The following is an 18,653-nucleotide window of genomic DNA, read 5'->3' on the forward strand; positions in this document are numbered from 1 at the left end:
TGCGGGCGCGGGCCGGGCCGGGTCAGCGGCTCCGGGGCCACAGGGCGGGGTCCGGCCGGAACCGGATGCGCAGCTCGCCGTCGCGCAGGCCGGCGCCGTCCACGGTGCAGCGGCGGAGCACGGACGGCAGGTCCACGACACGGCGGAACGGGCCCGCCGACACGACCAGTTCGTCCCCGCGCCTGACCAGGTCCAGCTCCGCGCGTACGGCGCCGGGCAGCGGGATGTGCCAGACCAGCACGCCCTCCTCGGCCCTGTGATCGGTGAGCGGCCACCGCACGAGGCTTCCGGCCTCGCCGGACGCCGGCCCGCCCGCCGCTGGCCGCGGCGCATCCGCCGTGGTCCGCTCGGGAACGAGGCCCGCGGGCCCGGGCCCGAACCCGGGCGGCGCGACGGGGTCCGCGGCGGCGGCCAGGGCCGCGAGGTCGTCGAGTCCGCGCGGCTCGCGCCCCAGGTGCCCGACCCGGTACAGCGTCCCGTACGCCCCGCCGGGTCCGGCACCGCCGTCGCCGGCGCCCGCCCACTCGTCGAGGGTCTTGCGCTGGGCGGCGGCGAGGCCGCCCAGCCAGGGGTCGGGGGACTCCGCGGGGAGCAGCCGGTTGGCGATCAGGCCGTCCGTGCGCAGGCCGTGCAGGTGGAGGCCGACCGCGGCGGTGCGGACGGCTTCGGCGCCCGCCTCCCCCGGCTCTGCGACCAGCCGGACGGTGGTGCCCGGGTCCTCGATCACGCTCTGTGCCGTGGCCAGCGCCACGTCCCAGCGGCCCGCCGCCTCGTAGAGCCCGTCGGTGGGCATCGGCACGCCCGCGAGCCGTCCCAGCACGGGCCGCAGGGCGCGGGCCGCGCGGCGCTCCCGCGGCAGCAGCCGGCGCAGGTAGCGGCGGAGCTGTTCGGGCAGTGCGAGGGCGGCGACGGCGTCCGGGGTGGCGGGCAGGTCGGCCACCACCAGCTCGTAGGGCCCGGCGGCGGCCTCGCACAGGGCGCGCAGCAGGGCCAGCTCCCGGCTGCCGGGCAGCGGGGTCAGCTCGTCGTCGTGGAGGGGGGCCGCGCCGAGCAGGTCGAGCGCGGCGGACGCGTGCTGCTGGAGGGCGAGCAGGTCCGCGCGGAAGCGGGCGGCGGGATCGGGGCGGAGCACCGTGAGGCCGGGCAGCGGGGTGACGGGGGCGGGTCCGGTGGGGGTGCCGAGGACCGCGCCGGCGGTGTCGGTGGCGTCGGTGGTGAGCAGGAGGGTGGGGGTGCCGGCGCGGGCGGCCGCGGCGGCGGTCGCCGCGGCCAGGGTGGTGCGGCCGGCGCCGCCGGGGCCCGTCAGCAGGACCGTACGCATGGAGCGCCTCCGTTCACCGCGGGGCGCCGCCACTCGGTCCGCCGCTCGCGCGGCGGGGGCGCTCCCGTGCCGGCACCGGACGGGGGCCGGAGACAAGGCCGTGAGGGGCTCGGCCCGGCGGCCCGCCGGGGCCGCGTTCCGGCCGGGGGCCGGAGACGAGACCGCGACGGGCTCCGCCCGGGGGTCCGCCGCGGGCGCGTCGTGGCTTGTCGCGCAGTTCCCCGCGCCCCTTCCAGGGCACAACCCGACCGGAAAACGACCTGCACCCCGGACAGGCTCCGGCCCGGCCCGAACTCACCGGGCACCCCCGAGGGGCGCGGGGAACTGCGCGACCAAACCCCACCGGCCGGCGGCCGGAGACGAGACCACGACAGGCTCCGCCCGGCGGCCCGCCGCGGGCGCGTCGTGGCTAGTCGCACAGTTCCCCGCGCCCCCTTCACGGCACAACCCGACCGGAAAACGACCTGCACCCCGGACAGGCTCCGGCCCGGCCCGAACTCACCGGGCACCCCCGAGGGGCGCGGGGAACTGCGCGGCCAAACCCCACCGGCCGGCGGCCGGAGACGAGACCGCGAGGGGGTCGGGTCGGCGGCCCGCCGCGGGCGCGTCGTGGCCGGGAGGGGGCCGGGACGGAAGCGCACCGGGGCTACCTGGACTCCACGCGCTTCTTCAGGCCGGCCAGGGCCCGGTCGATCACGACCTTCTCCGCCTTGCGCTTGATCATGCCGAGCATGGGAATCTTGACGTCGACGGTGAGGCTGTAGGTGACCTCGGTGCTGTCCTCGCCGGTGGGCGTGAGGACGTACGCGCCGTCCAGGGAACGCAGCATCTGGGACTTCACGAGGGTCCAGCTCACCTCGTGGGGGCCCTTCCAGGTGTAGGCGAGCGTCTGGTCGTCCTTGATCGCACCCGCGTCCATGACCAGCCGGACCTGCTCGGCGCGCCCCTCCTCGTCGGTGGCCAGCACCTCGGCCTGCTTCACCTCGCCCGTCCAGTCCGGGTAGCGGGCGAAGTCGGCGATCACGTCCATGACATCGGCGGGTGCCGCCTCGATCGTGATGCTCGAACTGGTGTGTTCCGCCATCGCCGTGGCTCCTCCAGATGCAGGTCCGGCCAAGGTGTCGGACGGGTGAACGCGGTACGGATGACGGGCTCCTCGGCGGTACGGCGGCCCGTGCAGCGGAAGGCTACCGCGCGCCGGCACACCGCCCCGCACTGCCGTGTCCCGACGGCCGCCCGCCGGGCCTGCCCACCGCACGTCTCCCCCACCACCCCGGGTCACCGTCTCCGCCGCGTTCCCCCTTGTCTCACCACTGAAGGACCCAGGGCCGGCCGGACGCGGCGAAGTGCCCCACGTTCACGCACTCCGTGCGGCCGATCCGCATCCTGGGCACCAGCGGCTGGTGCACATGGCCGAAGAGCGCGTACCGCGGCCGGGTACGGCGGATCGCGTCCAGCAGGGCGGTACTGCCGCGCTCGAAGCGGCGCGCCACGGTGTCGTAGACCAGCTCGGGGACCTCCGGCGGGATGTGCGTGCAGAGCACGTCGACCTCGCCGACCGCCTCGACCTTCGCGGCGTACTCCTCGTCGCTGATCTCGTACGGCGTACGCATCGCCGTCCGCAGGCCACCGCCGACGAATCCGAAGACCCGCCCGCCTATCTCCACCCGCTCGCCGTCCAGGACCGTGGTGCCGGACCCCGCGTACTCCGGCCACAGGCCCGGAATGTCGACGTTTCCGTAGGTGGCGTACGTCGGGGCGGGGAAGGCGGCGAACAGCTCGGCGTACTGCTTGCGCACCGCCTTCTCGATGGCCGTCCCCGGGTCCGTGCCGATGGCCGACCAGAGGCCGGCGCCGAAGGTGCGCGCCTCCTCGAAGCGGCGGGCGGTGCGCAACTCCACGATCCGGTGGGCGTTCTCCGTGCCGAACAGGTCCGGGAAGATACCGCGCGAGTGGTCCGCGTAGTCCAGGAAGAGCACGAGGTCACCGAGGCACACCAGGGCGTCGGCGCCGTCCCCGGCGCGCGCCAGGTCCCGGGCGTTGCCGTGCACATCGCTCACCACGTGGACGCGAGTCCCGTGCGCCCTCCGCGCGCCGTGGGCGCTGGATCGGCCCCGCGCGTCGTATACAGGACGCTGACCGAATGCTGTGCCTCCCATACTGCGCAAGCGTAGGACTCCCTGCGGGGTGGTGGAACACGGCCACAGCAGCCGGACCTGCGGCAACTTCCTACCGGGGAAGGGAGTGGACTACTGTGCGCGGAGCACGGCCATGGCGTGTGACGCGGCAAACATCTGAGCGGGCCCCCTACCGCGCGGGCGGTACCGATGGGTAACGTCCGGGCAGTCCGGTGCGCCGCGGGTGCTCAGCGGTTCAGCGGTTCTCAGCCATTGATCAGCCATTGACGCCCGTAGCTCATCGGCCCGAGCCTTGGACCGCACCGTCACCACACACGTCCGCCCTCCCCCAGCCACCCGCTGGGAGGTGCCACAGCCCCAAACCACCCTTCCAAGGACGCGCCTCGGCGCCGTTTCCCCCGGCGGCGCCGGCGCCCCACGAGGAGCAGCAGTCTTGCGCGAGTTCAGCCTTCCGGCCCTGTACGAGGTCCCCACGGACGGCAACCTGACCGACATCGTCCGCAGAAACGCCGCTCAGCATCCGGACGTCGCGGTCATCGCCCGCAAGGTGGGCGGCGTCTGGCAGGACGTCACCGCCGCCGCCTTCCTGGCCGAGGTGCGCTCCGTCGCCAAGGGACTGATCGCCTCCGGGGTGCGGCCGGGCGACCGGGTCGCGCTGATGTCGCGCACCCGCTACGAGTGGACCCTGCTGGACTTCGCCATCTGGAGCGCGGGCGCGATCACCGTGCCGGTGTACGAGACCAGCTCGCCCGAGCAGGTGCAGTGGATCCTCGGCGACTCCGGCGCGGTGGCCTGTGTGGTGGAGACGGACGCCCACGTGGCCGCGGTGGAGTCGGTCCGCGAGCGGCTGCCCGGACTCGGGCCCGTCTGGCGGATCGAGCCCGGGGCGGGCGCGGCCGGGGCTGTCGAGCAGTTGCGCGGGGCGGGCGCCGGCCTCGGCGACGAGGTGGTCGAGGAGCGCAGCTCGGTGGCGAAGGCGGACGATCCGGCCACCATCGTGTACACCTCGGGCACCACCGGGCGGCCGAAGGGCTGTGTGCTGACGCACCGTAGCTTCTTCGCCGAGTGCGGCAACATCGTCGAGCGGCTGCGCCCGCTGTTCCGCACCGGCGAGTGCTCCGTGCTGCTGTTCCTGCCGCTCGCGCACGTCTTCGGGAGGCTGGTGCAGGTGGCGCCGATGATGGCGCCGATCAAGCTGGGCTGCGTGCCGGACGTCAAGCAGCTCACCGACGAGCTGGCCGTCTTCCGGCCCACGCTGATCCTGGGCGTGCCCCGCGTCTTCGAGAAGGTCTACAACTCGGCCCGCGCCAAGGCGCAATCCGAGGGCAAGGGCAAGATCTTCGACAAGGCCGCGGAGACCGCGATCGCCTACAGCCGCGCCCTGGACACCCCGGCGGGCCCGTCGCTGGGGCTCAGGCTGAAGCACAAGACGTTCGACAAGCTGGTCTACAGCAAGCTGCGGGCCGTGCTCGGCGGGCGGGGCGAGTACGCGATCTCCGGCGGCGCCCCGCTGGGCGAGCGCCTGGGGCACTTCTTCCGCGGCATCGGCTTCACGGTTCTGGAGGGCTACGGCCTCACGGAGTCCTGCGCCGCGACCGCGTTCAACCCCTGGGACCGGCAGAAGATCGGCACGGTCGGGCAGCCGCTGCCCGGCTCGGTGGTCAGGATCGCAGACGACGGCGAGGTGCTGCTGCACGGCGAGCACCTGTTCAGGGGCTACTGGAACAACGAGGCCGCGACGGCGGAGGCGCTGGCCGACGGCTGGTTCCACACCGGTGACATCGGCACCCTCGACGAGGACGGCTACCTGACAATCACCGGCCGCAAGAAGGAGCTGATCGTCACGGCGGCCGGCAAGAACGTCGCCCCCGCGGTGATCGAGGACCGCATCCGCGCGCATGCGCTGGTCGCCGAGTGCATGGTGGTCGGTGACGGGCGGCCGTTCGTGGGCGCGCTGATCACGGTGGACGAGGAGTTCCTGGAGCGCTGGCTGAAGGACCACGGCAAGCCGCCCGGCACCCCGGCGGCGGCGCTCCGCGACGACCCGGACCTGCTCGCCACCCTCCAGCAGGCGGTGGACGACGGCAACGCGGCCGTGTCCCGTGCCGAGTCGGTGCGGAAGTTCCGGGTGCTGCCGTCGCAGTTCACGGAGGAGTCCGGGCATCTGACGCCGTCGCTGAAGCTCAAGCGGAATGTCGTCGCGAAGGACTTCGCGGACGAGATCGAGGCGTTGTACCGGGGCTGACGGCTCCCTGCCGCCGGGGCCGGCCGCTTCCGAGGCCCGCTTCCGGGGCCCGCTTCGGGGCTCGTGGTCCCGTGCCCGGCCACCGGCCGGTCGACCGCGTCCCGGCAGGGGCGCGGGGCGGTGACCTGGAGGTACCTCCGGGGGTGTGCCTCCCACGCTCTCGAGGCAGTGGCGCAGGCTCCGCCGCGTGGGCGCGAGCAGCCACGACGCGCCTGCGGCGGGCCACTGTGGCGAGCCACTTGCGGTTCCTGCCCGGCCACCGGCCGGGGGAGGCTGAGCGCGCGGTTCCCCGCACCCCTTCCGGGGCGCCGCCCACGCCCGGGCACGGGCACGGGCACGGCTCGCTCAGAGGAGGGACCGGAGGCGTTCCGCCAGCAGGTCCCAGCGCCACTGCTCCTCCACCCAGGCGCGGCCCCGCTCCCCCATGGCCCGGCGCAGGCCCGCGTCGTCCAGCAGCGTGAGGATCCGCTCCGCGGTCTCCGCGGGGGCGCCGGGCCCGCCGCCGCGCACCACATAGCCGGTCTCGCCGTCGAGCACGGCGTCCGGCGCGCCACCGGAGTCGCCGGCCACCACCGGCAGGCCCGTCGCGGAGGCCTCCAGGTAGACGATGCCGAGGCCCTCGACGTCGAGCCCGCCGCGCCGCGTGCGGCAGGGCATGGCGAAGACGTCGCCCGCGCCGAAGTGTGCGGGCAGTTCCTCCCAGGGCACCGCCCCGGTGAACCGCACGGAACCGGCCACCCCCCTCTCCTCGGCCAGGGCGCGCAGCCGCTTCTCGTAGGGGCCGCCGCCCACCAGCAGCAGCACGGTCTCCGGCTGCCGGGCCAGGATCCGCGGCAGGGCCCGCACCAGCGTGTCCTGGCCCTTCCGGGGCACCAGCCGGGACACGCAGACCACCACGGGCCGCCCGGTGAGCCCGAGCCGGGCGCGTACCGCGTCGCCGCCGGAGCCGGCGTGGAACGCCTTCTCGTCGACGCCGGGCGGCAGGTGTGCCATCCGGGCCGCGGCCGCGGGCGTCAGCGCGGCGGCGATCCGCCGGCGCGTGTACTCGCCGAGGTAGGTCACCGTGTCCGTGCCCTCGCCGATGCGGCGCAGCAGCCGCCGTGCACCGGGCAGCTGCGCCCAGCCGGCCTCGTGGCCGTGCGTGGTCGCCACCAGGCGGGTGGCGCCTGCGCGGCGCAGCGCAGGCGCCATCAGGCCGAGCGGCGCGGCGGCGCCGAACCAGACGGACGTGCAGCCGTGCTCCCGCAGCAGTGCGGTGGCGCGGCGGGTCACCCGGGGGGTGGGCAGCAGCATCGTGGTGCGGTCGCGGACCACGGTGAAGGGCTGTTCGCGGTCGAACGCGGCGGTCGCCTCGGCGCCCTCCCGGCCGTGCTTCCAGGTGGAGGCGTAGACGACGACACGGTCCGGGTCGAGGCGGCGCGCCATGTTGTGCAGGAACGTCTGGATGCCACCCTGCCTCGGCGGGAAGTCGTTGGTCACGATCAGGGTCCTGTGCATGTGCGGCCACAGTACCGAACGGCCCCTCCCGATGGCTGCCCGGCACCACGGCACGGCATCATGACGGGGTCGGTGGCGGCCCGCGGACGGCGCACGGGCGCACAGCGCGCCGGGCGGCCGCGGCCCCGGCAGGCGGCGGCGCGGACGACCGGGGAGCGGCACAGCATGAACATGGCGGTCAGGGCGGCGCGCAGGGTCCCGGCACCGCTGTGGGCCGTCGGTGCCTGGGCCGCCACCAGGATCCTGCTCCTGCTGTGGGTGCTGGGCGCGCTCCGCTTCCCGGGCCTGGACGTCACCGGCGACGTGTCGGTGATCTACCACGGCTGGTACGGGGTGCTGCGCACCGGACGCTTCCCGGCCTCCGACGTCACCTGGCAGTACCCGCCGGGTGCCGCCCTTGCCGTGCTCTCCCCGGCGCTGCTGCCGTTCCTGCCGTATGCGGCGGCGTTCTCCGTGCTGCTGCTGGTGGCCGACGCGCTGGTGCTCGGGATGCTGCTGTACGCGGCGCGGCGGCCGGGCCGGACGGTGCGCGGCGTCTGGGTGTGGGTGGTGGGGGTGCCGTTGCTGGGGCCGACCGGGTACGCGCGGTACGACCTGATGGCGACGGCGGTGGGCGTCGCGGCGCTGCTCGCCGGGGCCCGGCGGCCGCGGCTGCTGGGGGCGCTCGCGGCGTTCGGGGCGCTGCTGAAGGTGTGGCCGGCGCTGGTGCTGGTCGGCACCCGGCGCGGCCGGGCCACGGTCAGGTCCTGGGGGACGGCGGCCGCGGTCGCGGCCGGCCTGCTGCTGGCGGCGTGGGCGGCGGTGCCGGGTGCGCTGGCGTTCCTCCGCTTCCAGCAGGACCGCGGCACGGAGGTGGAGTCGCTGGGCGCGCTGGCGCTGCACGCCGCCCGGCACCTGGGCTGGCGGGGCGGGGTGGCGCTGCACTACGGCTCGGTGGAGTTCCTGGGGCCGTATGTGGCGGTGGTGAGCGGCGCCGCCCAGGTGCTGTCGGTACTGGCGCTGTGCTGGCTGCTGCTGTGGCGGCGGCGGGCGGGCGGCGGGCCGCCGTCCGTGCTCGCGGACGCCGCCTTCACCGCGGTCCTGTTGTTCACGACCACCAGCCGGGTGATCAGCCCCCAGTACATGGTGTGGCTGGTGGGTCTCGCCGCTGTGTGCCTGCTCTTCAGGGCCGGGACGATGGTGCCGTCCGCGCTGCTGGTGCTGGCGGCGACCCTGGTGACGACGCTGGAGTTCCCGGTGTTCTTCGGCCATGTGGTCGCCGGGGACGCGGGGGGCGTCGCGCTGCTCGGCGTCCGCAACGGCCTGCTGCTGGCGGCGACCGTCACCGCGTGCGTCAGGCTCTGGCGGCGTACGGTCCGCACGCCCCGGCGCCGTTCCGCCGGAGGGGGGAACGTCCCGGAGCCGGAGGAGCTGGTCGGCTCCCGCTGACCGCCGCGGGACGGGACCGGCGCGGGGACGGGGACGGGACCGGCGCGAGGACCGGACCGACGCGAGGACGGGACCGGTGCGAGAACAGGACCGGCGCGAGGACCGGACCGGTGCGAGAACAGGACCGGCGCGAGGACCGGACCGGTGCGAGAACAGGACCGGCGCGAGGACCGGACCGGCGCGAGGACCGGACCGGCGCCCGGTTCCGTCAGCCGAGCTGGTCCCGCAGATAGGCCCGCCATTGCGCGGTGAACTCCGCCGTGTCGACCCCGAGGACGTCGCGCAGTGCGCCGTCGACCGCGCCGGCGCGCTGCTCGTGGGCGCCCACCGCCTCGTAGAAGTCCTTCAGGCGGGCCTCGCCCCAGCTGCCCGCGATCATCCGGCAGGCCAGCCAGCCGCCCTCGTAGGCCTGGGCGAGGGCGTCGGCCCGCTGGGAGAAGCGGAAGTCGGCGTCGGCCGGCAGCGCCCCCGGCACCCGGCCGGCCCGTACGGCACGCTGCAGCTCGGGCGCGGCCTGGGCGGGGGTGCGTCCGGTCCGGCGGTAGCCGACCCAGTCGGCGTAGCCCTCGGAGAGCCAGAGCGGCGTCGCGGGGGACGTCGCCGCGCGGGTGGCGACGTGCGTGGTCTCGTGGGTGAGGACGACCTGGCGCCCGAGGCCGCTGAGCTCGCCGTACGCGTCGGGATTGACGATGATGCGGTCGGCGGGCGCCCGCACGGAGCCGCCGGTCTCGCCGGTGGTGACCGCCGCGATGCCCCGGTATCCGGCCGCGGGGGCGCCCAGCAGTCCCGCCATGCCGTTCAGCGAGGCGGGCACCTCCACCACCACCCGGCCGGACCATCCGGCCCGCCTCCCACCGCCCTCGGCCGAGGGCGCTGCGCGCGCACCGCTTCCCTGGCCCCACGCGCTCTGTACCGCGGGCACCGCGCGGTCGGCGAGGCGTGCGAAGTCCCTGAGGCGCCCGGTGCTCTGGCCGACGCCCAGGACCAGGCTGTGCGCGCCCGTCACGACGGCCACCCGGCCCTGCTCCCACAACTGCTGGGGGCCGTCCGCGGCGGGCCGGTCGGCGGTGACGTACCAGTGGCCGTCGCGGCGGTGCAGGGTCAGGGTCCGGGGGGAGGCGACGGCGGTGGAGTCGTAGCCATCGATGCGGTAGCGCAGCTCGGCGGTGGCGCGGGCGGCGGCGCCGGAGCGGTGGAAGCCGGTGACGTGGTAGGTCCAGGACTCCAGGGGCACCGCGGCGAGGTTCCGGAAGCCGGTCGCCGACCGCCGGGCCGCCGCCGCGTCCTCGCCGGCGCCGCCGGTCGCCAGGTACTCGCTCTCGTCCCGGTCGAGCACGGCACGGGCGCGCCGGTCCAGCAGCCGCTGCACCTGGCCCGCGGCCGGGTCGGCGGGGGCGGTCCGCTCGCAGCCGACGAGTCCGGCGGCGCCGACCGCGCCCGCGCACAGCGTCGCGAGGGCGCACCTGAGCCGCGCCCTCCGTCTGCCACCGCCACGACGCACCACGCCCCGATCGTACGGCCCCTGGCGCCACCGCTCCTGGCGGCGCCTGCGGCGGGCCGCACCAGCCCCTTCGTGTCTCGTCTCCCTCCACCGGCCGGTGGGGGCCGGTCGCGCGGTTCCCCGTGCCCCTGGATGGTCGCCCCGGTCGCCTGGGCGCGCCGCCCGGGGCGCGGGGCGGTGACCTGGGGCACCTCCCACGCCCTCAAGGCAGTGGGGGACGGCGGGTGACGGGCCGCCGGCAGGGCCAGGACCGCGTCAGATCCTGGTCACCGACGACACGGGCATCATGCCGACCGGGTCGTACCGCACCGGCGCGCCCGGATACGGCGCATGGATGACCTGCCCATGCCCCGCGTACATGGCGATATGACTCGCGTCCTGCCGGTAGGCGACGAGGTCGCCGGGCCGGGCCTCGGAGAGCGGCACCCGCCGCCCCGCATACCGCTGCGCCTGCGAGGTCCGCGGCAGGCCGACGCCGGCCTGGGCGTACGCCCACTGCGTGAGGCCGGAGCAGTCGAAGCCGGCGGGACCGTTGGCGCCCCACACGTAGGGCCGGCCGAGCGCCGAGCGCGCCGCGGCGAGCGCGGTGGCCGCGCGCGGCGAGGCCGGCCGGCCGCCGGGGCCGGGCGCGGGGACCTCACCGGGCCGCGAGGAGTGGGTGTACGCCGCGCGCTGGGCGACGGTCAGGGTGTGCAGGAGCCGCCGGGCGACCGCGAGCTTGTGCTCGACGGCGCGCTTGTGCCGGGCCGCGGCCCGGCGGCTGCGCTCCAGCTCCCGCAGGGCGCCCGCGGCCTCGGCACGGTCCTGGGCGAGACGGCGCTGGAGCGTCCGGTACTCCTTGAGCCGGCCGGCCGTACGGTCGCCGATCCGGTCGAGGGCGGCGGCGTCCTCCAGGAAGCTGTCCGGGCGTCCGGAGAGCAGCAGTTGCAGCGCGGGATCGACGCCGCCGGTGCGGTACTGCGCCCCGGCGATCGAACCGAGCGTGCCCCGTATCTCGTTGACGCGCTGCTGCCCCTGGGCCAGCCGGTCCTGCGCCGAGGAGACCTCCCCGGCGAGCCGGGTGACCCGCTCGGTGGCGCGGTTGTACGCCTCGGTGGCCCGCTCGGCCTGCTGGTACAACCGGTCCACCTCGGCCTTGGCGTCGGTGTCCCGCGCCGCGGGCGCGGCGCCCGCCGGCACCGCGGCGAGTGCCGCGGCCGCCGTGGCCGTGGCGGCGGACAGGACGGTGACTCTGGTGCCGAGGGTGGCCCGGCCGGGGCCGGGCCCGGGGATGCGGCGATGAGACCCCACAGGTAGCCGCTCTCCTTCCGCTGTCGGACCCCCGGGACGGGGGAATGCGACGCCAGAGAGTAACCACACGACTACGCGGGAGCCACAGTCCGCTTCCGGGGCGACAGCCGCGGACCCCGCCGCAGACGCAGGTCAGCGGCGGGGTCCGGAGGTGACGGCGGGGTTGGAATTCGCCCGTTCGGACGCATCACAGGCGGTGTCGGGGCGGACCGCCCGGGCCGCACGCGCGGATCCGGATACCGTCCCGGCAGGACACCGGGGCACCGAGGGGCACCCCGGCCCGGATGCTCAGACGCGGACGCCGAACTGGAAGGGCATGTTGGCGATGGACTCGTAGCGCACGCTGGCACCGGTGTGCGGGGCGTGCAGGACCTGGCCGTTGCCGGCGTAGAGGCCGATGTGGTGCAGGTCGCCGTAGAAGAGCACCAGGTCGCCGACCCGCAGGTCGCTCTGCGAGTAGATGCGCGTACCGGCGTTGGCCTGGGCCTGGGAGGTGCGCGGTATCGAGACGCCGGCCTGGGCGTAGGCCCAGGAGGTCAGGCCGGAGCAGTCGAAGGAGCTGGGGCCGGTGGCGCCGTAGACGTAGGGCGAGCCGATGACGCTCTGGGCCGCGGCGAAGGCGGCGGCGGCCCGGCCCGAGGCGGCCGTGCCGCCTCCGAGGGCGGTACGGGCGCTGGCGCGGCTGGCACGGGCCTCCTGGTCCTGGAGGGCCTGGCGCTCGGCGGCGGTGAGGGAGTTGAGGAGCCGCTGCGCGTCGGCGAGCTTGCCCTGGACCTCTTTCTTCTTCTTGCCGAGCTCCGTGCGGGTGTCCGCGAGGTCCTTGAGCTTGGCGGAGGCCTCCTTGCGCTGCTGCGCCAGGGAGCGCTGCTTCTCCTGGATCTTCTTCAGCGCCTCGACCTGCTGACCGCTGAGCTGGTCCAGCGTGGTGGCCTTGTCCAGGTAGCTGTCCGGGTCGGAGGAGAGGAAGAGCTGAACGGAGGGGTCGAGGCCGCCGGAGCGGTACTGGGCGCTGGCGACCGAACCGAGCTCGTCCTGGAGCTGGTTGAGGTCGTCCTGGCCGCGGGCGACCTTGTCCTGGAGGTCGCTGACTTCCTTCTGGAGCTTCTTCTGCTTGTCCTTGGCTCCGTCGTAGGCCTCGGTGGCCTTCTCCGCTTCCTCGTAGAGCTTGTCGACCTTGGACTTGACCTCTTCCTTGCTGGGCTTCGGGTCGGCCTGAGCGGCCTGAGAGGTCAGGGCCACCGCTGCTGCGGCGGTTGCGGTGAGCACGGTCACGCGGGCGCGGCTCGGCTGTTTGGATCGACGGTGGGACGCCACGGAGGCGAGCTCCTTCTTCCTCCAGCCGCCTACCGAAACGCTGGTGGGCGGGTGCTCCTCCACCGTCGCTCCCGATGAGCGATCACCCGAGCGGAGGTTCGAGGCCAGACCCTAGTGACCTTCTTGTGATCAGTTCAAATCCTGACAGGAAAAAACTGCCGCTCCGAGTGGTTTCTTTACTCTCAACTCACCAGCAGTGATATTGGGTTGACCGTACGTCGCGCCGAGAAGCCATGAATTCCGGCATCGAAGGCAGACGTCACTCATGGGCCTTAGGTGACTTCTCCGCCCGTACGTAGCCGATCAGCCCCGGGAGAGCCGTTTGAGCAGCACCGCGGAGGCGACCGGGCGGGCGCCGGCCTTGGCCACCCCGTCGGCCACCTCGCGGTCGGTGGAGACCACGATCACGGGGCGGCCCGGCGGCTCCGCGCGCACCAGCTGGCGGATCAGCTCGTCCGCCGTGACGCGCGGCTTGGAGAACAGCACCCGTACCCCGCGGGGCGGTGCGAGGAGTACCGGCGCGGCGAGTTCGGCGCCGTCGAAGACGCAGGTGACCTCGGCCCCGGTCTGCGCGGCCAGCAGCGACAGCGCGCCCAGCAGCCGCAGCCGCTGCTTCTCCAGCGGCATCTGGGGATAGCCGGTCTTGGTGACGTTGTAGCCGTCGACGACGAGATGGGCCTGCGGGAGGGCGAGCAACTGGTCGAGAATGGCCGGATCGTGCTCCGACAGGGCGCGGGCGGCGATGTCCTTCGGGGTCATCCGGCCCGGCTCCACCGCCTCCACGGTCTCGGCGGGCCGCACCGAGACGGGCGGCAGGGCGAGTTCACGGCGCAGGCCCTGGGCGGAGTCCAGCAGCGTGTCGAGCAGCAGCCGCACCCGCATGTCCTCGACGCTGCGGCCCTCGCGGGCGGCCCTGCGGGTGGCCTCAAGGGCCGCCTCGGACTCGCCGAGCCTGGCCCGCAGCCGGCGTGCCTCGGTCTCGGCCGCGGACAGCAGCGCCTGCCCCTCGGCGCGGACGGCCTCCGTCTCGGCGTGCGCCTTGCGCAGCGCGGCCTCGCCCCGCTTGATGTCGCTGAGGGCGCCGCGGAGCTTGCGGTGCAGGGATTCGGCCTCCTTCTTGGCGGCCTCCAGCTCCGCGCGCAGCCCCTCCGTCTCGGTCCTCGTCTGCTCCCTGGCCTGGGCCAGCTCGGCGCGCAGGCGGTCGAGTTCGGCCCTGTTCTGCTCGTCGGCGCGCTCGGCGTCCGCCCGCTGCACCTCCTCGCCGGCGGCTGTGACCAGCTTGACCCAACCCGGGGGGCGCAGCACATAGGCCGCGGCGGCCACGTCGAGGGGGTCGGCGGCGGGTGGCGCGGTTCCCGAGTCGAGGGCGCCGGTCAGCTCGGGCTGGGCCTCGCGCAGCCGCTCGGCGATCCGCTGCCGGAACAGCGGTTCGTTCTCCACGGCCAACGCCATCGCGTTGGCGGCGAACTTGGCGCGCCTGCTCGGCGTGAAGCGGGCGTACTGGCGGAGCTGGGCGGGCAGCTCGGCGACGGTCAGGCCGCCGAAGCCGTCCGAGACGATCTGGACGACGCGGCGGCGCACCCCTTCGGGCAGCGGGCGGTCGAGCACCTCAGCGGTGCCTCCCGGCCCCCCGCCTGCGCTCTCCACCATCGTCACCCCATCCGGTCGTCGTGGGTCACCGCTCCGGTCAGGAGTCGGCGCCGGGCCTGTCCACCAGTTCCACCTGGTCCACCGCGCTGCACCACCGGCAGCGGACGGACTCGATGGTCTCATTCACCACTTCACGCTCCTCCACCCTGGGCTCACCGGACAGATCGAGGTGCACGTACTCGACGACCTTCGAGGAACGCGTCACGTCGAACCGGGTGAGATTGCCGCAGAGGGTGCAGCGCCAGCGCGTCTGGGCCGTCGGCAGGGGAACCGCCATCGTGATGTCTGCCTTCCTCGGGTCCTCGGGTTTCCAGGGTGCGCCCTTTTACTCGATCCGCGCGATCAGCCCGGTGCGTCCGGCGGGCGGGCACACATCGTTGCGTGGTGCGTTCGGGTCGTAACCCTACGGCCTGACGGGCGACCCGCGCTCGGGCCGGACCGCTCTGTCCCGATGTCTCCCGCTGTGCGGGCGGGGGTCCCCGGACGGTGGACGGCTGCGGGGGTCCCCGGACGGTGGACGGCTACAGTGAAGGCCCAGCCGAGGGCACCGAGGGAGACAGCAAGCCGTGATCACCGCGATCGTGCTCATCAAGACCAGCGTGGACCGGATCCCGGAGATCGCCGAGTCGATCGCCGCGCTGGACAATGTCAGCGAGGTCTTCTCCGTGACCGGCGACCACGATCTCATCGCCATGGTCCGGGTGGCCCACCACGACGACCTCGCGGACGTGATCCCCGGCCGGATCAGCAAGATCCCCGGAGTGGAGGCCACGGACACGCACGTGGCGTTCCGCACGTACTCGCAGCACGATCTGGAGGCCGCTTTCGCGATCGGCCTCGACTCCTGAGAACGCCTGCGGCGGGCCGCTGCCCCTCCTGGGTCCCGTCCTCGGCCACCGGCCGGTGGGGGCCGCCTGGCCCAGCCCCTTGCGGTCTCGTCCCTGACCACCGGCCGGTGGGGCCTGGTCGCGCGGTTCCCCGTGTCCCTCGGAGCGCGACCGTGCGGGCGCGCAGCGCCCGATAGGGGCGCGGGGAACTGCGCGAACAACCACCACGAGGCCCCCCGCACCGCCACCCGCCCCAAGGGGCTGACGGGGCCGCCGGACCCCGGACCAGAACGGACGGCCCCCGGAGCTCAGCGCACCGGTGCCCCGAGGTCGGGGACGCAGCGGCCCTCCTCGGTGCGGTAGCGCCAGCGCGCGCCGTCGCGCACCAGCTCGGTCACCGCCCGCACGAACCGCTCCACGTGCTCGTCCGGGGTGCCCGCGCCGAAGCTGACCCTGACCGCGTTGAGCGCCCGCTCGCCGGGCCGCGCCTCCGGTGCCCCGCACTCCCCCACCTCGTCGGGCGAGCTGCCCAGCACCGTCCTGACCAGCGGATGCGCGCAGAACAGCCCGTCGCGGACCCCGATGCCGTACTCGGCGGAGAGCGCGGCGGCGAGGTGTGAGCTGTTCCAGCCCTCCACCACGAACGACAGCACCCCGACGCGCGGCGCGCCGGGCCCGAACAGCGACAGCACCCGGACGCCCGGCACCCCGGCCAGGCCCTCCTGCACCTTCTCGACCAGGGACCGCTCCCGGGCGACCAGCGCCGGGAAGCCGGCCTCGGTCAGCGCCGTGCAGGCCGAGGCGATGGCGCAGGCGCCGATCACATTGGGCGAGCCGGCCTCGTGCCGGGCGGGCCCGTCGTACCACTCGACGTCCACGCCGCCGTCCGCACGCCGCGCCACCCGGCGTGAGGCACCGCCGCCCGCGAGGTACGGCTGCGCGGCCGCGAGCCAGTCCGCACGCCCGGCCAGCACGCCCGAGCCGAAGGGCGCGTACAGCTTGTGCCCGGAGAAGGCGACCCAGTCCACGTCGAGCGCCGTGACGTCGACCGGGTGGTGCGGGGCGAGCTGGGCGGCGTCCAGCACGATCCGGGCGCCGTGGGCGTGCGCGGCGGCGGCCAGTTCGGCCACCGGCCACAGCTCGCCGGTCACGTTCGAGGCGCCGGTGACGCACACCAGGGCGGGGCCCGCCGGACGCCCGGCAAGTGCCCGTTCGAGCGTCCGCACGGCGGCCTCGGGCGTCCGGGGCGCGTCCAGGTACGTCACCCGGCGCCAGGGCAGCAGCGAGGCGTGGTGCTCGGTCTCGAAGACGAAGACCTGGCAGTCCCCGGGCACCGCGCGGGCCAGCAGGTTCAGCGAGTCGGTGGTCGACCTGGTGAAGACCACCTCATCGCCGTCCCGGCAGCCCAGGAAGTCCGCGACGGTCCGCCTGGCGTTCTCGAACAGCTCCGTGGACAGCTGCGAGAGGTATCCCGCGCCACGGTGCACGCTGCCGTAGTAGGGGGCGTACGCGGCGACGTCGTCCCAGACGCGCTGCAGCGCGGGGGCGCTTGCGGCGTAGTCGAGCGCGGCGTAGGTGACCTCGCCGCCGGTGACGAGGGGGACGCGGACGTCACGGCCCAGGACGGGCAGGGGTTCGTGCAGGGACACAGGTGTGCTGGAGGGCATGGCGGAACTCCCGGTGAGACGGTGGGCGCACGGCGGCGCGGGGCGCGGCGGCGCCGGGGTGAAGGGGGTGCGGAGGCGGGGCCTTACGCCCTAGCGCATTCGCTTGCTCACGCGGCAGCTCCCTTGAGGACCAGGACCCCAGGGGGTCCGCGCTTGCCGTGGACCCTGCTGTCCACGGCCTGGTCTTCACCCGGGGCACCCCGCCACGGACGGAGGGTTGCCGGACAGCGGGCCGGGGCCTCATCGCTGTCGCTCATGACCTGGCCCGATTATGTCAGCCCCCCACCCAGCGGTCCACCTCTTTCACGGGGCCTCCCCATGCCCCGGAGGCGGGAAGGGGGCCGACTCCTCCCCCTTCCCGCGCGTGCTTCGAGGGGGCTCGGACCGAGGACGGACATCCCCCCGCGGCCCGCCCCGCAACGAACCAGAACGCGCCGCGCCCACGACGAGCCCGCAAACGCACAGCCGCCCGCCCAAGCCGGGTCCCGCAAACCGGAAAGGCGCCCCGCGACAAGCTCCCCTCAGGCCTGCGTGGCCCTCACCCACGCCTCCAGAACCCCCCGGGCCGCCCCCGAGTCAATGGACTCCGCAGCCCGCTCGATCCCCGCCCGGAGCGCCCCCTCAAGATCGAAGTCCCCGGACGGCGCACCCGCAGACGCCCCGCTCCCGGACAGCCCGGCACCGGACACCCCGCCCCCCGGCGCCCCCTCCCCCAGCGCCCCCACAGCCACCAGCGCGGCCGCGGAGTTCAGCAGCACGGCATCCCGCACAGCCCCCCGCTCCCCCGCCAGCACCCGCCGCGCCACATCCGCGTTGTACGACGCGTCCCCACCCCGCAACGCCTCCACCGGCACCATCTCGATCCCCACGGACCGCGGATCGAAGACCTGCTCCCGCACGCCCCCACCCCGTACCACCCACACCCGGGACGGCGCGGTGGTGGTCAGCTCGTCCAGCCCGTCGTCCCCGCGGAAGACCAGCGCGGACGACCCCCGCTCGGCCAGTACCCCGGCCACGATCGGCGCCCACTTCGCATCGGCCACGCCCACCGCCTGCGCCCGCACCTTCGCGGGGTTGGTGAGCGGCCCGAGGATGTTGAACGGGGTGCGGATGCCCATCTCGGCGCGGGCCCGCGCGACATGCCGCAGCGCGGGGTGGAACTTGATGGCGAAGCAGAAGGTGATCCCCGCCTCCTCGGCGACCTCCACGACCCGCTCGGGCGGCAGATCGAGGTTGACGCCGAGCTTCTCCAGCACATCGGAGGAACCGCTCGCCGAGGACGCCGCACGGTTGCCGTGCTTGACCACCTTCGCGCCGGCCCCGGCGACCACGATCGCGGACATGGTGGAGATGTTCACCGTACGCGCGCCGTCACCGCCCGTGCCGACGATGTCGACGGTGGCCCCGGGCACCCGGATCACCCGGGCGTGCTCGTACATGGTGCGGACCAGACCGGAGATCTCCTCGACGGTCTCGCCCTTCGCGCGGAGTGCGACCGCGAACGCGGCGATCTGCACGTCGGTGGCCTCGCCGCGCAGGATCCGGTCCATCGCCCAGGCGGTGGCGTCCGCCGTCTGGTCACGGCCGGACAGCAGGGCGTTCAGCACCTCGGGCCAGGAACGGCCCGCCGCGATGTCGCCTCCAGCGGGGTGCACAGCGTTCATATGCCGCTCCTGGGTATGTCACCTACGGATCCAGCCCCAGCCTATCCAGCCCGTGGCACGCCACAGGGCCCCGTCCGGGCAGTGGACGGGGCCCTGTGGCTGTGACGACAC

Annotated in this window: 14 protein-coding genes and 1 riboswitch; of the genes, 3 read left to right on the plus strand and 11 right to left on the minus strand. The window is 74.7% G+C overall.

Going from position 1 to position 18,653, the window contains the following annotated elements:
* Positions 1–22: 22 nt before the first annotated feature.
* The 3 genes from ACSMXW_RS06675 to ACSMXW_RS06685 form a co-directional block, all read right to left on the minus strand.
* Positions 23–1,321 carry an ArsA family ATPase gene (locus tag ACSMXW_RS06675; RefSeq protein WP_485804540.1) on the minus strand — a complete coding sequence of 433 codons (1,299 nt, stop codon included), beginning with the start codon at positions 1,319–1,321 and terminating at the stop codon, positions 23–25.
* A 646-nt stretch (positions 1,322–1,967) separates the two neighbouring features.
* A complete protein-coding gene (locus ACSMXW_RS06680; RefSeq protein ID WP_485804541.1) occupies positions 1,968–2,405 on the minus strand; it encodes an SRPBCC family protein in 438 nt (145 codons plus the stop codon).
* Between the two features lie 223 nt (positions 2,406–2,628).
* Positions 2,629–3,384: a metallophosphoesterase family protein gene (locus ACSMXW_RS06685; RefSeq protein ID WP_485804542.1), complete on the minus strand. Its 756-nt coding sequence runs from the start codon at positions 3,382–3,384 to the stop codon at positions 2,629–2,631.
* Positions 3,385–3,892: 508 nt separating this feature from the next.
* Between ACSMXW_RS06685 and ACSMXW_RS06690 the strand changes: the two genes are divergently transcribed.
* Positions 3,893–5,704, plus strand: coding sequence for an AMP-dependent synthetase/ligase (locus ACSMXW_RS06690; RefSeq protein ID WP_485804543.1), 1,812 nt, complete (start codon positions 3,893–3,895; stop codon positions 5,702–5,704).
* 345 nt (positions 5,705–6,049) lie between these two features.
* Here ACSMXW_RS06690 and ACSMXW_RS06695 read toward each other — a convergent pair whose 3' ends face one another.
* A complete protein-coding gene (locus ACSMXW_RS06695; RefSeq protein ID WP_485804544.1) occupies positions 6,050–7,201 on the minus strand; it encodes a glycosyltransferase family 4 protein in 1,152 nt (383 codons plus the stop codon).
* 165 nt (positions 7,202–7,366) lie between these two features.
* On the opposite strand from ACSMXW_RS06695, the gene ACSMXW_RS06700 reads away from it, so the two are divergent.
* Positions 7,367–8,629 carry a glycosyltransferase 87 family protein gene (locus ACSMXW_RS06700; RefSeq protein ID WP_485804545.1) on the plus strand — a complete coding sequence of 421 codons (1,263 nt, stop codon included), beginning with the start codon at positions 7,367–7,369 and terminating at the stop codon, positions 8,627–8,629.
* A gap of 208 nt (positions 8,630–8,837) precedes the next feature.
* On the opposite strand, the gene ACSMXW_RS06705 is transcribed toward ACSMXW_RS06700, so the two are convergent.
* The 5 genes from ACSMXW_RS06705 to ACSMXW_RS06725 form a co-directional block, all read right to left on the minus strand.
* Complete coding sequence (locus tag ACSMXW_RS06705) at positions 8,838–10,076, minus strand: hypothetical protein (protein ID WP_485807859.1); 1,239 nt, start codon at positions 10,074–10,076, stop codon at positions 8,838–8,840.
* Positions 10,077–10,385: 309 nt separating this feature from the next.
* A complete protein-coding gene (locus tag ACSMXW_RS06710; RefSeq protein WP_485804546.1) occupies positions 10,386–11,420 on the minus strand; it encodes a C40 family peptidase in 1,035 nt (344 codons plus the stop codon).
* A 288-nt stretch (positions 11,421–11,708) separates the two neighbouring features.
* Complete coding sequence (locus ACSMXW_RS06715; protein WP_485804547.1) at positions 11,709–12,734, minus strand: C40 family peptidase; 1,026 nt, start codon at positions 12,732–12,734, stop codon at positions 11,709–11,711.
* Positions 12,735–13,037: 303 nt separating this feature from the next.
* Positions 13,038–14,384 (minus strand): NYN domain-containing protein, encoded by a 1,347-nt coding sequence (locus ACSMXW_RS06720; RefSeq protein ID WP_485804548.1) that lies wholly within the window; start codon positions 14,382–14,384, stop codon positions 13,038–13,040.
* 37 nt (positions 14,385–14,421) lie between these two features.
* The gene (locus tag ACSMXW_RS06725; RefSeq protein WP_485804549.1) at positions 14,422–14,661 is read right to left on the minus strand and encodes a hypothetical protein; all 240 of its coding nucleotides are present in this window, start codon (positions 14,659–14,661) and stop codon (positions 14,422–14,424) included.
* 289 nt (positions 14,662–14,950) lie between these two features.
* Here ACSMXW_RS06725 and ACSMXW_RS06730 point away from each other — a divergent pair, with 289 nt between their 5' ends.
* On the plus strand, positions 14,951–15,232 hold the full coding sequence (locus ACSMXW_RS06730; protein ID WP_485804550.1) for an Lrp/AsnC family transcriptional regulator: 282 nt from the start codon (positions 14,951–14,953) through the stop codon (positions 15,230–15,232).
* A 287-nt stretch (positions 15,233–15,519) separates the two neighbouring features.
* Here ACSMXW_RS06730 and ACSMXW_RS06735 read toward each other — a convergent pair whose 3' ends face one another.
* A complete protein-coding gene (locus ACSMXW_RS06735; RefSeq protein ID WP_485804551.1) occupies positions 15,520–16,878 on the minus strand; it encodes an aminotransferase class V-fold PLP-dependent enzyme in 1,359 nt (452 codons plus the stop codon).
* Positions 16,879–17,022: 144 nt separating this feature from the next.
* Positions 17,023–17,139, minus strand: a riboswitch (SAM riboswitch).
* Positions 17,140–17,399: 260 nt separating this feature from the next.
* Positions 17,400–18,542 (minus strand): anthranilate phosphoribosyltransferase, encoded by a 1,143-nt coding sequence (gene trpD / locus ACSMXW_RS06740; RefSeq protein ID WP_485804552.1) that lies wholly within the window; start codon positions 18,540–18,542, stop codon positions 17,400–17,402.
* Positions 18,543–18,653 lie beyond the last annotated feature (111 nt).

Source organism: Streptomyces sp. DSM 116793, from assembly GCF_057320905.1.

Bases quoted from the DNA above. Each gene is read 5' to 3' on its own strand.
- ACSMXW_RS06675 (WP_485804540.1), bottom strand. From the start codon at position 1,321: ATGCGTACGGTCCTGCTGACGGGCCCCGGCGGCGCCGGCCGCACCACC.
- ACSMXW_RS06680 (WP_485804541.1), bottom strand. From the start codon at position 2,405: ATGGCGGAACACACCAGTTCGAGCATCACGATCGAGGCGGCACCCGCC.
- ACSMXW_RS06695 (WP_485804544.1), bottom strand. From the start codon at position 7,201: ATGCACAGGACCCTGATCGTGACCAACGACTTCCCGCCGAGGCAGGGT.
- ACSMXW_RS06700 (WP_485804545.1), top strand. From the start codon at position 7,367: ATGAACATGGCGGTCAGGGCGGCGCGCAGGGTCCCGGCACCGCTGTGG.
- ACSMXW_RS06720 (WP_485804548.1), bottom strand. From the start codon at position 14,384: ATGGTGGAGAGCGCAGGCGGGGGGCCGGGAGGCACCGCTGAGGTGCTC.
- ACSMXW_RS06725 (WP_485804549.1), bottom strand. From the start codon at position 14,661: ATGGCGGTTCCCCTGCCGACGGCCCAGACGCGCTGGCGCTGCACCCTC.
- ACSMXW_RS06735 (WP_485804551.1), bottom strand. From the start codon at position 16,878: ATGCCCTCCAGCACACCTGTGTCCCTGCACGAACCCCTGCCCGTCCTG.
- trpD (WP_485804552.1), bottom strand. From the start codon at position 18,542: ATGAACGCTGTGCACCCCGCTGGAGGCGACATCGCGGCGGGCCGTTCC.